The following is a 14947-nucleotide window of genomic DNA, read 5'->3' as shown; positions in this document are numbered from 1 at the left end:
ACCGACCGCCTTCTTACTGATTTATTGGGTTTTTAGAAGATAAGGTGCGCGACACCGGCGATGACTGGCAGAGTCACTAAAGTACGCAGGATGAAAATCATCACCAATTCCCAAACCTTCACCGGGATCTTACTGCCCAGCAGCAGTGCGCCAACTTCAGACATATAAATCAGCTGGGTCACAGATAGGGTTGCTACAACAAAACGGGTCATTTCGTTGTCAATGTTCGCCGCCAGAACCGCTGGAATGAACATGTCTGCAATACCAATCAGCATGGTTTCAGATGCAGCGACCGCTTCAGGGATTTGCAGCAATTCCAGGAGAGGAACAAATGGCATACCCAGAATGGTGAATACTGGCGTGTATTCAGCGATGATCAGTGCAGAAGTACCAATCGCCATCACCACAGGCAGAACACCAAACACCATGTCAGCAGCGTTCTGGAATCCCTCTTTCAGAACATCACCCAAAGAGCGGATATGAGAAGCTCGGTTAACCGCGCTTTTCACACCGAAGGAGAACAGGGTTTCGCCTTCTGGCAGAGATTCATGCTCAAAGGTTTTCTCTTCGCCATTCACCAGGGAGTTCTTTTTCCAACAAAGTGGAGGAAGACGCGGCACAACAACCGCAGCCACAAAGCCCGCCAGACACACCGTCAGGTAGAATGGGACAAACATGTGTTCCAGACCGACCTGTGCAATGACCACCAAGCTAAAGCTGATTGAAACAACAGAGAAAGTTGTGCCAACAATGGCTGCTTCGCGTTCGGTGTAGTAACCCTGCTCGTATTGCTTGCTCGACATCAGGATTGCCACACTGCCATCACCCAGCCAAGAGCTGGCACAGTCCACCGCGGAGCGGCCAGGCAAACCAAACAATGGACGCATGATTTTGGTCATGAAGGTACCAATCAGTTCAAGAAGGCCAAAGTTGGTCAGCAACGGCAGGAACAGACCTGCAAAAACGAAGACAGAAAGCAGAGTCGGAAGCAGATCGCCCAGGACGAAACCGCCGGTAGCACCGCCAATCACGTGTTCAGGACCAAAACCGAAAAACGCCATGACGACAAACGCTGCCCCCAACAAACGCACTGTCAGCCAAACAGGTGTTGCCAAAAACAAGCCTGACAGGAACTTTGATTCTGTAATGAAGCGTGGCTTTGTCGCCAGCGCCAGCACTGAACCCAATGCACTAATGAGGATGATGCTAGTCACCACGATGGTCGCGCTCTGACCAAGAAGCCCCAAAAGCGACTTCGCCAGCACGGCAATAGGGATCGTAAAGCCACCATCGATCATAATTGGCGTCATAAACAGCAGTACGCCCAGCAATGATGGGACCAAGAACATCAACAGATTCCGTGTTGATGAAGACGATGTTTTTAGTTCTTCTGTTTTTTGCATGGCAATACTTCCTGAGCAATGCGTTGGGCGAAATAGATATTCACTAAAAGTGACTAATTGAGCGCAAGATTAATGCAACCCGTTTTCTATGTAAACAATAAATAGTCATATATTTTGAATAATTTCACCACATTGGCTCAATTGACTATTATGAATTCAAATATTGTATATATTTAACGCATTAAGTGTTAATGGTATGTAAGTATACCTAATCGGACGCATAAAAAACCGGCTTTAAATAGCCGGTTTATGATGGGCTTCCCCTAGTCACAAAAGTGAATAACTATCCTATTTTACGATCGATCTTTGCATATTCGGATTCAACCCATGCACCGAAGCTGTCCATCAGGGCAACGACAGCGCGTTTTTTCACGGGCTTACGTTCGATCAAATAGAAAAGTCGCTCTATTTCTAGCGATTTATTAGGGTAATGTTGAAGAAAAGCCTCAGAAGCGGGCTTCAATTCAAACTGCCAGTTCTGCTCTTTATGCGCGACCAACCCAAAGCTGGCTTTGATTAACCGCTCGGCGGCTTCCTGAGCGGCGTCGAGTTGCGTCCCCCATTTGGTTGCGACCGCAATTTTCTGCCGTAAATCTTTGAGTCTCGGGGCCAAATCATCATTCATTGCCTTCGACACTTCCCAACTCACTTCAAAGTGTCCAAAGCTCTTGCTGAGGTTTTCTCCTGCCAAGTTCACCGAGCAATGTTTCAGGAAGAACCCCCAGCGAAAAATATTGGCTAGATTGGTCACATCTTTTAGTGGTACGACATCAATAAGCACACGCTTTAAGGCATCGCTGGATTGTTCAATACGCCAACGAACAGTGTTCAGCGCTGCATACTCCTGCACATTTAAAGCGCGTGTGCAGACCAACAGCAAGGTGAGGTCAGCAGTCTCCCCTGCTTCTCTTCTAGCCACATCGCCAGACAGATAAAGGCTATGAAAAAGTTCGTCACCCATCGCTGACTTAATCTGGCGGACAGAAGCCGCTATCGGTTCAACATAATCAGCTTGAAATGGTCTTTCGTTATCCAACTCAGGTAACAGGCCACCACGCGGCTTGTTCTTGTACAAAGGCATGTCCTCGTTCGGGCAGCTCTAGTTTTCTATATTCTATACCCAAACGACCTGGAGATGCTCGGATTCAGAGGTCATCAATGCGTTCAATTCGAGGCAAATTTTACGAGGAACGGTGGTTCTATTTCCGTGGAATTTAACGAAGAAGTGGGCGCATTGAGGCCCTCCCTTTGGGCGAGTTGACTGACGCCGTGCTCTTTGTTGTTCCTTTTTGATGGAGATGACTACACCTACAAAGGAACGCCACGATCACAACGCCAGTCAAGCTCGCTGAATCCTGCATCTTCAGGTTGTTTGGGTATATCCCCTAAGAAACCCAAGATGCTGGTATCAATATGAAATCGAGTGACTTATCGCTGCCTTTATCGCCAATTGGTGTTTGTGGTGATTGGGAAATCTTCGACACCGTGGTGTAATGGCACAAATTCAGACATCCTGAGAGACCTCCATGGAAACGCCTTTACTGTCAATTGACGAAACCCTCGATACTGCCTTTGAAATCTTCTACGAAATGGCAGAAGACAATCTCGACTACGATGACATGCTGGCTTATCAAGAACGCTTCGACGAAGAAGGCGCTGGTGTTGCCGTAGAAGCGGAAAGTGACTGGGAAGGCCACGTAGCTTTTGAAGTAGACCGCGAAGTGTTTGTTGAAATCCGCATTGGCCTGACATCAGGCGATACGTTGGACGATGTGTTGGTTCGCATGCTGATCAGCCGTGACCCAGAGCAGAAGTTCTGTCATATGCTTTGGAAACGTGCAGCAGAATAATTGGGAAAAAATGGGGGCCAGCAAAAACGACCGCTGGCCCGTTGGCAAGTTAAAACTGAAAATCTTTTGACGCGTCGTGGTTCCTTGGCAGCTTGTGCGCAATGCCCTTGTGACAGTCGATGCAGGTCTGCCCTGCTTCTTCCGCCTTGTCGTGCACACTCGCCGCCACTGATTTCTGGGCGCTGAAATCCATAAACTCGAAATTGTGGCAGTTTCTACATTCTTGAGAGTCGTTTGCCTTCATTCGGTTCCACTCTCGGGTTGCCATTTCCAGTCGGTGATCTTCAAATTTTTGAGGTGTATCAACAATACCAAACGCTTTTGCATAAAGCTCCTTACTCGCTTGGATTTTTCGCACCATTTTCGGACCCCATTCTTTAGGCACGTGGCAGTCAGGACACGTCGCCCTTACACCGCTTCGGTTGCTGTAGTGAATGGTACCGACATATTCCTGATACACATTGTCTTGCATCTCATGACAGCCGATACAGAACTCTTCGCGGTTAGTCATTTCCATGCCGGTATTAAAACCGCCCCAGAAAATGATCCCCGCAACAAAGCCCAGTGTCAGCACCGTGCCGATAGCCAAGCCGCTCGGCGTTCTGAACCAGGTCCAGAATTTGGTGATGAATCCCGGTAGTTTCATCATCACCTCCTACTGGCCAAACTTACCGGCTGGAACAAACTCGTTCTCAACCAGCGCTTCAGCCTGCACTTGTGGAACATGGCACTGAAGACAGAAATAACGGCGTGGTGACACTTCCGTCAGCACCTTGTTGTCACGATCCATAAAGTGGGTTGGACTGACACGCGGTGCGCCGGTTTTACGGTAAACATCCACATCATGGCACTGCAGACACGCGTTGTTGGATTGGTTGACCTGATAACCGTCGACCGAATGGGGAACCATCGGCGGCTGGTTAACATAGTTCAGCGCAAAGCGTTCCTGATGTTTAGGTACCGCTTTGATTTTTGGCACTTCGTTGTTTGCGCCTATCTCCTGATTGCCACGTAGTGATGTGACTTCAGCGATGGCGACAGAACTGAGCAATGCCGCAACAATCAGGGAAATGGAGATTTTCTTTTTCATTGTCGGATCCTTTCGAATCAAATTCTTTCAGTGTGCTGCGGGGCGTTCCCACAGCACAGCCCGGATAAGTCGTTACGCCTTTACAATCTTCACAGCCGCTTTCTTGAAGTCGGTTTCTTTAGAAAGCGGGTCAGTTGCATCCAATGTCAGCTTGTTAACGAGCTGTCCGGCGTCGAAGAACGGCATGAATACCAGCCCTTCCGGCACACGGTTTCGTCCGCGTGTTTCAACATGCGTTGCCACCTCGCCACGGCGGGAAATCACTTTCACCGCATCACCACGACGCAGACCACGGCGTTTGGCATCCAACGGGTGCATGTAAACCACGGCATCTGGATAGGCTTTATAGAGCTCAGGGACGCGGCGGGTCATGGTGCCTGTGTGCCAGTGTTCCAACACACGTCCGGTTGACAGCCACAGGTCGTATTCTTCATCCGGCTCTTCTGCAGCAGGTTCGAAAGGCAGTGCGAAGATGACTGCTTTCTTGTCAGGTTTGCCGTAAAACGCAAAACCTTCTCCGGCATTCACATACGGATCGTGACCTTCTGCATAGCGCCACAGGGTTTCTTTACCATCCAACACTGGCCAACGCAGGCCACGAGCCTGGTGGTAGGTTTCGAAAGGTGCAAGGTCGTGTGCTTTGCCTCGGCCAAATGCCGCGTACTCTTCAAACAAACCTTTTTGGATGTAGAAGCCAGCATCACGCGCGTCGTCGTTCAGGCGGTCAGCTGGGATTTCATCCAGCTTGTATTCGTTCACCTGACCGTTAGCAAACAGGATGTCGAACAGAGTCTTGTCTTTGTACTCCGGCATTTTCGCGACCAGATCTGCAGGCCACACTTCACCGACTTTGATGCGTTTAGACAGCTCAACAATTTGCCAAAGATCAGACTTAGCCTCACCCGGCGCTTTGATTTGCTGGTACCAGAATTGAGTACGACGCTCTGCGTTACCGTAGGCACCTTCTTTTTCTACCCACATTGCCGTAGGCAGAATAAGGTCAGACGCCATTGCCGTTACCGTTGGGTATGGGTCAGACGTGATGATGAAGTTGCGAGGGTCTCGATAGCCCGGCAAGCGCTCTTCGTTAATGTTCGGGCCTGCCTGCATGTTGTTGTTACACATTACCCAGTAAACATTCAGCTTGCCGTCTTTGAGCATGCGATCTTGCAGAACCGCGTGGTAGCCCGGTTTCGGTGGAATGGTACCTTCCGGCAGTTTCCAGATTTTCTCAGCCATGGCGCGGTGCTTAGGATTCGCCACCACCATGTCTGCAGGCAGACGGTGAGCAAAGGTCCCCACTTCACGCGCGGTGCCACAAGCAGAAGGCTGGCCAGTAAGTGAGAAAGGACCACAACCTGGCTTCGAGATTTTTCCGGTTAGCAGGTGGATGTTGTAGCAAAGGTTGTTTGCCCATACACCGCGGGTGTGCTGGTTGAAACCCATCGTCCAGTAAGAAACCACTTTGGTTTCCGGGTTGGCATAGAGTTCAGCCAGTGCGATCAGTTGATCTTCCGGCACACCTGAAAGCTCAGAAACCGACTTCACGTCGTAATCAGCAACAAATTTAGCGAAGGTGTCAAAGTCGATCGCTTCCGATGCACCACTGCCGGCGTTCGCAGCGGATTTCTCCAATGGGTGCGTTGGGCGTAAGCCATAACCGATATCGGTCGCGCCTTGGCGGAAGTTCACGTGTTTTTCAACAAAGGATTTGTCGACTTTATCGTTTTTAATAATGTAGTTGGCGATAAAGTTCAGAATGGCCAGATCAGTCTGCGGCGTGAAGATAATGCCGTTGTCTGCCAGCTCAAAACTGCGGTGTTCATAGGTGGAAAGCACAGCGACTTTAACATGATCTGCGGACAAGCGACGATCGGCCAGACGCGTCCATAAGATTGGGTGCATCTCCGCCATGTTTGAGCCCCAAAGCACGAACGCATCGGCTTGCTCGATGTCGTCATAGCAACCCATTGGCTCATCCATACCAAAGGTACGCATAAAGCCTACTACCGCGGATGCCATGCAGTGACGCGCATTCGGGTCAATGTTGTTAGAAAGGAAGCCCGCTTTCATCAGCTTGGCTGCGGCATAGCCTTCCCAAACTGTCCACTGACCTGAGCCAAACATACCCACGGTGGTTGGGCCGTTTTGCTGAATAGCGGTTTTGAACTTGTCTGCCATTAAATCCAGTGCTTCATCCCAACTAACCGGGGTGAATTCACCGTCTTTGTCGTAAACGCCGTCTTTCTTACGCAGCAAAGGCTGGGTCAGACGGTCGCTTCCGTACATGATTTTTGGCAGGAAATAGCCCTTCACGCAGCTCAAACCTCGGTTAACCGGGGCTTCCGGGTCACCTTGAGACGCAACAACACGCCCGTTCTGAGTGCCTACTAATACGCCACAGCCAGTGCCGCAAAATCGGCAAGGCGCTTTATCCCATTTTACCTGCTCATCAGATCCCGCAGCTTGCGCGATTGAAACCGGCAAGGTCACGCCTGCTGCGCTTGCAGCCGCAGCAGCGGCGTTTGCTTTTAAAAATTTACGTCGTGTTAGGTTCATTGTCCCACTCCTTCCAATGCATTCTCAGGCTCTTCTTCCTCGACCTGATGAAAAACCAATGTCGCTGCCAGTACGCCAGGCAACGCTTTAATCTGTTCAAATTTATCCAGTAAACCGACACGGCTTTCGCCTTCAATCACCACGACCAGCTTTCCAACTTCACTGGAAGCTGGCACTTCCGCGCCGGGGATCTTTTCAATCTCTGAGGTAACGCTTTCTATTTGATCAGCCGCAGCGTGAACCACCAGACTGCTTACGTGATATTCATTCATTGCCAGTGTTCTCCATGGCGATGGCGTTGACAGGACAAGGCGAGATGCATGCACCACAGCCAGAGCAGTCCTGTAGGTTAAATTGAGGTTGGGCGACTTGCCCTTTTGTCAGTTGGAATCGGATGGCGCGCGTATCACACACATCACTGCAGCTGCGACATTCCACGCCTTTGTAGGTAAGACAGGTATCCTTGATGGTGATGACCTGCTCCCACGGCTTCTCATTTTCTGAGCGGAATAGTTTCTCCGGGCAGTGGTCAGCGCAGGCATAGCAGAAGGTGCATTCGCCTTTTGAGAAATCGATAGAAGGGAAACCGCCATCGCCATTCACGATCACTTGTTCCTCACACACGAGGTGACATTCACCACAGCGGGTACATTGATCAGTGAAATTGTCGCGGTCAGCAATCCATGGCAAAGGCTGAACCTTTGCTTTGGCGGTGCTTCTCAGAAAGAATCGGCGACGAGTATCGACCATCTTGGACCTTAATCCTTAAAGCTCATATTTCATGAGCTACTTCTTAATTAAGGCCACGTTATGAAGAAATGAGAGGTGTATATATACCTCTTAGGGGGTATATAGGGGGTGGTATTGCGCTAGATCAATTTATCGAATTGATATAGCTCACATTATGAAATCAAAACCGTACGCTTGAATCTTAAAATGAATGCTCAAAAGAAAGATATAGCTGTAAAACAATCCGTTACCACTATCGTCGCCCGTTCTCTTATTGGCATACTCTTCCTCGCGGTGATTATCACGGGTTTTGCAATCTTTACCTTTGCTTCCAGCCTGAATGACGCTGCGGCCATCAATACCTCTGGTTCATTGCGAATGCAAAGCTACCGAATTGCTTACGACATCGTATTGGACTCCCCTCGCCTGCCTGAGCATATCGAAAGCTTCGAAGCGTCACTGCTTTCTCCGGAACTCGTTATTCTGGATAACTTCGCCGTGCCCATGGAAATCCGAGAACGTTATAACTCGCTCATTTCTCGCTGGGTTCTACTCCGCCCAGAGCTGGAGAGCCAAGATAGAGGCTTCTACGTTGAGCAAGTCGGTTTATTTGTGAATGATATCGACCGTTTTGTATATGCCCTTCAGCAGCACTCAGAAAACAAACTGCAAGTGCTCGCCATGGTCGGAAGTGTTGGTCTTGGGCTGATTCTGGCGTTGGTGTTGTTTCTGATTCACTACACTCAACGTCATATCGTGAATCCTCTCAACATGTTGGTGAAAGCCAGCCAGAAGATTCAAAACCGCGAGTTTGATGCCGAATTACCGCCTGTTAAGAACAACGAATTGGGTGTGCTTTCCAACAGCTTCGCCTTGATGGCTAACGAACTAAAAGGCCTATATAGCAACCTAGAGCAGAAAATTGAGAGCAAAACCCAAAAGATCACCAAGGCCAACCAGTCACTCAATGTGCTTTATGACTGTTCAACCCAACTTTCTTCCACCTTCCTTACGCGGGAGAGCTTCGAGAAAATCTTAGCCATCACGTTGAAAGCTGACGGGGTAGAAGCACTGGCATTGCAAGCTCACAACGAAAACCAGACAGACTGGGAACTCTCCGCCGGAACGCCTACCGGGCTTGAATGGCATGCTCTGCCACTAGAGCTGGATGGAGACAAACTGGGAACGCTCAGATGGCAAGGTGATAAGACACTTGTTGACCATGCCCTGCTTGCCAATTTGGCCTCAATTCTCGCCCGTGGCGTTTACTACAATCACGCCCAGAAACAGGCGATGCATTTGGCCGTGATGGAAGAGCGCGCCACTTTGGCTCGGGAGCTACACGACTCCATTGCTCAATCCCTGTCTTACTTAAAAATTCAAACCAGTTTACTGAAACGTCACCTTAAAGCGGTTGATGCACCAGACTGCAAAGAGATTGCAGACGACATTAGTGAGCAACTGCGTATTGCTTACGACCAACTGCGTGAGCTTCTGAACGCCTTCCGACTCTCTTTAACACATGCGGATTTTGGCCTTGCCCTGCGGGAAATGATTGATGCCTTACAGGGGCAAACCGATGCAAAACTGACGGTGAAAGCGGACATGGATACGCTGTCGATGGATGCGCAGCGCCAGATGCATATACTTCAAATCATCCGTGAGGCGTGCTCAAACGCCATCAAGCATGCCAATGCACAGCACATACAGGTGCGTTGCTTCCAACACAATCATCAAGCCTGTGTCGAAATCATGGATGATGGCGTTGGGTTTTCATTGCGGGAAGAAAAGCCTGATCATTACGGGCTGAATATCATGCAGGAACGTTCGGAGATGCTGGGTGGCGAACTAAAAATTACTACGGCACCTTCCCAGGGGTGTCAGGTCACACTGACCTTTGACCTTAACTAACACGGAGTGACTTTCACATGGAAACATGGAGCGTATTGCTGGTCGATGACCACCCTCTGATGAGAAAGGGTCTTTCGCAGCTACTGAAATTTGAACCGGAATTTTCTGCTATTTCGGAAGCCAGCAATGGCGCAGACGCCATTGCCGAAGTCCTGCGCAATGAACCAGATCTTGTTATTCTCGATCTCAACATGAAAGGTCTCTCTGGTCTCGATACGCTGAAAGCGCTGAGGAACGACGGTTGTACTTCTATCATCGTTATTCTCACGGTTTCTGATAGCCCCAGCGATATTCACGCCATTGTGCAGGCCGGCGCAGATGGTTACCTTCTCAAAGACGGTGAGCCGGAAGAGTTGGTCGATCAGCTAAAACTCGCCATGACCGGCGAAAAAGCTTACAGCGACCAAGTTCGTCAATTTCTCAACCAGAGTCGTGATCAGACTTCACCACTCAGCGTACTGACTGAACGCGAGATGCAAATCCTTCATCAGGTAGCAAAAGGGCTCAGGAACAAGCAAATAGCGGAAACGTTGTATATCTCAGAAGCGACAGTCAAAGTGCACCTGAAGAACCTTTTGAAGAAGTTGGGGGTGGAATCCCGTGTTGCTGCCACCGTGTTGTATCTGGAAAACGAACCTGGCATCTGACATTGCAATAAAAAAGGGCGGCCATAAGGCCGCCCTTTCCGTTTAACCGTACAACTTAGAACAGATCGTTACCGTTAAGGGTTACTGTCTCTGCATCTGTCCAGATAGTGATGGTGCGATCCAGGTAATCATGCTCGAACACGTACGCATTCAACTCACCAACCTGGGTATCGGTCAGGCCCATCAAGCTGATCATCTCTGCTGAAATCGGTGCGTTCACTGTACCGTCTTCAACAAAGTTCCAAGGAACACCAGATACGTCGAAAACGTCATCACCAGCGCCCAAGTGAGCAATGAAGCCGTCCCAATCGTCAGGTGTGCCCAAGTCTTCGCCAGCTGGTACGTCAGACTGCGCCTCGATAGCATTTGGATTGATAGTCAGAATTTGGTTACCTTCATCACCAATCACTGCTTCAATCTGCGCCATCACGTTGCCGGTAACGCTTGAATCTGACTGATAAGCCACACCCGTGAAGTCAACAATGGCATCGCCGTTGACCAGCATGGTATCGAAGCCGGTATCACCGTAGTACATGTGCTGGTTGATCACTTCACCATTGGCAGTAGTGGTCAAACCAACAAAGTCGTCCTGACCGAAGATGAGCACATCATCACCGTTGCTACCACGATAAGAGTCAACACCTTCACCACCATCGATAGTGACGTCGTTACCTGGACCACCGTGCAGGAGGTCATCACCCGCACCGCCCAACAGCGTATCTTTGCCCAAACCACCAAACAGTTGGTCGTTACCTTCACCACCTTCAATCACGTCGTCGCCTTCGCCACCGTAAAGAAGGTCATCACCAACGCCACCCATGATGTGGTCGTCGTCGTCACCACCAAAAATCGTGTCGTTACCTTCACCACCGTAGATGGTATCAGCGTCGCTCTCTTCAATAACTTGAGTCGCGTTAACTTTCATGACCACGTCATTGTAGTCTTTGTCGCCCAGACACCACAGATCTTCCCAGCAAGAATTCTCGCCCGAGTTGATTTCATGATCCTGACGGTCGCCGTTTTTACCTTGTTCCGACACATAGCCGCCGGCAGACAGACTACCCTGACCAAAGACTGGGCTGCCGCTAGCAAAACTCAGTGTTACTTCACCTTCGTTAAACCCTTTGGTGTCGCCATCCGGGATGATGAACAGACCAAGACGATCTGCGCCTTCCACGTCGATAATCGCTTGCGCTTCGTTATCCAGCTTGGCGTTATCCGCCATAATCACCGCTTTCAGCACGTTGCCATTTTCATCCAACACGTAGTAACCCACGCTGTTGTTGTATGACGCGCTTGAAGTGATACTGGACAGATCCAGCGTGACAGCGTCACCACTACTGATATCCCAGTAGCCATCTTGGCCACGATCCAGTTCAATGGTTTGATGGCCATAAGTACCGCCGTAGATAACGTCATCACCTTCGCCACCGTAGATAACATCGTCGCCCCACTGGCCGTAGATAGTGTCGTTACCTGCACCGCCGTCGATGTAATCTTCATCGTTGGAAACCTGAGTGGTGTCTTCTGAGATGCTGTTGTAATCGATGTAGCTGATGTTGCAGTAAGAGTTCGGCACCAGAGACAGGTCAGTCATGTCTGTGATAGCTGGACCGCTCAATTGCAGCAGCAGGTTGCCATTTTCGTTCAGGTTGTTGTAGTGGTGGCCGTTGCCATCCAAGTCCACATCCAGAATAGCGAACTGGTAAATGTTGCCTTCAGAATCACAGTACTGCAGGGTGTAATCCAGATTGACCGCATAGGTATTACCGTCAATGGTTACGGTCTGAGATTTGTCATCAGAGTACTCATTGCAGTAATCATCGCCATTCAGGTAACCATCATCATCCTGGAAAGTGACTTTCGTTGAGCCACCGTCGAAAGACAGCTTTGGTGGGAAACAGAAAGTATGGAACTCACCACCATTCGGCATGGTGAAATCAGCACCCATCTGGAAAACATTGACGCATGGGTCATCGCTGAAGTTTGGAGCCGCTGTGTTTCCGTAGATGATGTCATCACCATCACCGCCGTAAATCTCGTCCTGGCCGTTATCACCTTCGATGTAGTCATTACCGCCTTGGCCATAAACGGTGTCATCGCCATTACCCGCAGTGATAACGTCATCACCACCAACGCTTGGATCGACAGTTTCTGGAGAAGTGAAAGAAGAGTAATCCAGGCTGCTGATGTTTTGGTAAGAGTTAGGTACCAAAGTAAGATCAGTAGACGAAGTGATTTCTGGGCCATCGGTTTGAATCAGGATCTTGCCGTTTTCACCAACGTTGTTGTAGTGATTACCAGAATTGTCCGCATCGATATCAACCACTGCGAAGGTATAGATGTTGCCTGCAGAATCACAATATTGGAGTTGGTAGTCGACGTTTACGTTGAACTCTTGGCCACCAATTTCTACCGACTGAGTTGAATCATCTGAATACTCATTACAGTTGTCATCGCCGTTCAATTTTCCGTCGTCATCATTAAATGTCGCGGTTGTCGTTGAACCAGAGAAATTGAGTGTTGGTGGAAAGTTAAACGTATGAAACTCACCGCTGGATGCAGAAAAATCCGCTCCCATGACAAAAACAGCACCAACATAACCCGTACCCGTTGAATCACCCACATCACCGTAGATAACGTCGTTGCCGTCTCTACCTTCGATGTAATCATCTCCAAGTGTGCCGTTGATGGTGTCTGCGTTATTTGTTCCGATAAAATCCGACATTGTCTGTCCCTCTTTTAGCTAACCAAGCTTAGAGGCGGTCCAGCCATCTCAGTACCACCATAAACCTGAGACCCGTAACTTTCCGTCCCTGTTTCACAACAGGTTTGGCTTTAACTCCGAATAGTTGTCCTATTGATAGGTATGAAAAAATGGGCGCCTTGTGCACAACAAAATCATCGGCACCACTATTGCAAATGCGTAGTCAGGTTGGCTGAAAGATGACCACTCATCAAGCGTTGCAAAGGGAATTAGTCAGAATATAAGGCTAGGGGTGGACGAGGGATGAGCCTACGTTTAAAAAAAAATGAACAGGCATTAGAAAAGCACTACGTAAAAAGCAGTACTGTCGAGGGAAATTGGTATGATACCGTATGCTGTATGTGACGTTTTTGCTGGCCTGTAAGAGGACACATACAAAAAAGCCATCATAAGATGGCTTTTTCAGACATACGAATGACTTAGTAAATACTAGGCGATGGTTGCATCATCTTCTGTCAAACTTATGTCAGAATCCTGTATGTTTCCTTCCGCACCATGCATCCAGTCCACCAGCTTGTTTGAACATAGGATAAGCAGCAAACCCGCAATGGCAGATGTCGCTGCAATACCGCCGAAAATAGCCAATGGGCCAGCGTCACCCACATGGCTGCCAATAAAACCTGCCACATAGTTAGCCACTGCGTTCGCACAGAACCAGGTTCCCATCATTACAGACATCAGGCGAAGCGGCGCCAGTTTAGTGATCAGGGAAAGACCAATTGGAGACAGACACAGCTCACCCAGCGTGTGGAAAAAATATGCCCCTACCAGCCACCACATTGAGGCTTTTACTGACATATCGCCGCCCTGCTGCATTGCCGCACCCACCATGCAGACAAAGCCCAGCGACAGAAAGCCCATAGCCATCGCGAATTTGATTGGCGAGCTTGGCTCGTTGGCACCCAGTCGACGCCAGAATACTGCCAGCAAAGGTGCAAGAATGATGATGAACATTGGGTTCAACGACTGGAACCAGGCCGCAGGCACTTCAAAGCTACCCAGCATTCGGTTGGTGTATTCCTGCGAATAGATGTTCATCAGGCCGCCCGCTTGTTCAAAGCCTGCCCAGAAGATGATGACAAACAGGCTCATCACGACAATCACTTTCAGGCGATCGCGCTCAATCTTTGTCAGCGGTTGTTTTCCTTGGCTGCCACTCTTGTCACGATGTACTTTTGCCGCTGGTTCAATACCGATGTTGCCCAAATAGCGGTTTGCAAAAAGCAACTGGATAACCAGTGACAGCAACATCCCGATACCCGCGCAAAGGAAGCCAGCTTTCCATCCGTAATGCAAAGATGCGGTGCCGGCAATAATACCCGCAAGCAGCGAACCCAGGTTAATACCCATATAGAAGATGGTGAATGCGCCATCGCGACGGTTATCCCCATCTTTATAGAGGTGTCCCACCATGGTTGAAATGTTGGGCTTAAATAGGCCGTTACCGATGATCAGGAAGGCAAGGCCAACATAAAAAGCCTGCAGTTCAAACGGGTCGATCACGCTGTTTGGCAAAGCTAACGTGAACTGTCCAATCGCCATAAGTGCGCCACCAATAATGATGGATCGGCGTTGACCAAGAAAATTATCTGCAATCCAGCCGCCAAGCACTGGCGTCAGGTAAACAAGTCCGGTGTAAATACCGTAGAGATTCAGCGCGTCTTGTGTTGTCCATCCGAGACCGCCGTTAATGGTTTTATCTGTGAGGTAAAGCACCAGAATGGCGCGCATTGCGTAAAAGGAGAAGCGTTCCCAAAGCTCTGTACCACAGAGGAGGAACAGACCGCGAGGATGACCCAGCCACTCAGACTGTCTGCTTGCATTCATTGTGTGTTTACCGCCTTTATCGTTATCAAAGCGGGAGTTTCAGGTCCTCCTTTTCCTCTATGACTCCGCTACAGGCGGTACACATTGCACCAATTTGATGTTCGTCGCAATTACTAAATAAACAAATCTAATATTTCCATATTTGCTTTGATCTCTATCAGGAG

Annotated in this window: 12 protein-coding genes and 1 riboswitch; of the genes, 3 read left to right on the top strand and 9 right to left on the bottom strand. The window is 49.3% G+C overall.

The genetic code is table 11. The features are described 5' to 3' along the window. Window positions 1-32 precede the first annotated feature (32 nt). Window positions 33-1349, bottom strand: a complete 1317-nt coding sequence (locus tag QL223_RS08295) for a YjiH family protein (protein ID WP_281544482.1) — start codon at window positions 1347-1349, stop codon at window positions 33-35. Between the two features lie 337 nt (window positions 1350-1686). Next, a complete protein-coding gene (locus QL223_RS08290; protein WP_239643991.1) occupies window positions 1687-2484 on the bottom strand; it encodes a hypothetical protein in 798 nt (265 codons plus the stop codon). A gap of 445 nt (window positions 2485-2929) precedes the next feature. On the opposite strand from QL223_RS08290, the gene QL223_RS08285 reads away from it, so the two are divergent. After that, entirely contained in the window at window positions 2930-3253 is a 324-nt protein-coding gene (locus QL223_RS08285) for an HI1450 family dsDNA-mimic protein (RefSeq protein ID WP_002540252.1), read from the top strand. A gap of 49 nt (window positions 3254-3302) precedes the next feature. Here QL223_RS08285 and napC read toward each other — a convergent pair whose 3' ends face one another. The 5 genes from napC to napF all read right to left on the bottom strand — a co-directional run bounded on the left by napC (window position 3303) and on the right by napF (window position 7652). Next, window positions 3303-3902 carry a cytochrome c-type protein NapC gene (gene napC, locus QL223_RS08280; RefSeq protein ID WP_204366355.1) on the bottom strand — a complete coding sequence of 200 codons (600 nt, stop codon included), beginning with the start codon at window positions 3900-3902 and terminating at the stop codon, window positions 3303-3305. 6 nt (window positions 3903-3908) lie between these two features. Next, the gene (locus QL223_RS08275) at window positions 3909-4343 is read right to left on the bottom strand and encodes a nitrate reductase cytochrome c-type subunit (RefSeq protein ID WP_046307380.1); all 435 of its coding nucleotides are present in this window, start codon (window positions 4341-4343) and stop codon (window positions 3909-3911) included. Window positions 4344-4415: 72 nt separating this feature from the next. Further along, complete coding sequence (gene napA / locus QL223_RS08270; RefSeq protein ID WP_281544446.1) at window positions 4416-6902, bottom strand: nitrate reductase catalytic subunit NapA; 2487 nt, start codon at window positions 6900-6902, stop codon at window positions 4416-4418. Then, the gene (locus QL223_RS08265) at window positions 6899-7174 is read right to left on the bottom strand and encodes a chaperone NapD (RefSeq protein ID WP_281544445.1); all 276 of its coding nucleotides are present in this window, start codon (window positions 7172-7174) and stop codon (window positions 6899-6901) included. The genes napA and QL223_RS08265 overlap by 4 nt, the downstream gene beginning before the upstream one ends. Further along, on the bottom strand, window positions 7167-7652 hold the full coding sequence (gene napF / locus QL223_RS08260; RefSeq protein ID WP_281544444.1) for a ferredoxin-type protein NapF: 486 nt from the start codon (window positions 7650-7652) through the stop codon (window positions 7167-7169). Before napF ends, QL223_RS08265 begins: the two co-directional genes overlap by 8 nt. Window positions 7653-7838: 186 nt before the next feature. Here napF and narQ point away from each other — a divergent pair, with 186 nt between their 5' ends. Further along, window positions 7839-9542, top strand: a complete 1704-nt coding sequence (gene narQ, locus QL223_RS08255) for a nitrate/nitrite two-component system sensor histidine kinase NarQ (RefSeq protein WP_002540245.1) — start codon at window positions 7839-7841, stop codon at window positions 9540-9542. A gap of 17 nt (window positions 9543-9559) precedes the next feature. Continuing rightward, window positions 9560-10189, top strand: a complete 630-nt coding sequence (locus tag QL223_RS08250) for a response regulator (RefSeq protein ID WP_002540244.1) — start codon at window positions 9560-9562, stop codon at window positions 10187-10189. Window positions 10190-10244: 55 nt separating this feature from the next. On the opposite strand, the gene QL223_RS08245 is transcribed toward QL223_RS08250, so the two are convergent. Further along, complete coding sequence (locus tag QL223_RS08245) at window positions 10245-12917, bottom strand: DUF4114 domain-containing protein (RefSeq protein ID WP_002540243.1); 2673 nt, start codon at window positions 12915-12917, stop codon at window positions 10245-10247. Between the two features lie 30 nt (window positions 12918-12947). After that, window positions 12948-13036, bottom strand: a riboswitch (cyclic di-GMP riboswitch). A 349-nt stretch (window positions 13037-13385) separates the two neighbouring features. Then, entirely contained in the window at window positions 13386-14783 is a 1398-nt protein-coding gene (locus QL223_RS08240; RefSeq protein WP_281544443.1) for a peptide MFS transporter, read from the bottom strand. Window positions 14784-14947: the final 164 nt, after the last annotated feature.

The sequence above is a fragment of the Grimontia sp. SpTr1 genome, assembly GCF_947387585.1.
Classification (GTDB): Bacteria; Pseudomonadota; Gammaproteobacteria; order Enterobacterales; family Vibrionaceae; genus Enterovibrio; species Enterovibrio indicus.
This window is presented reverse-complemented; position numbering and strand designations above follow the sequence as displayed.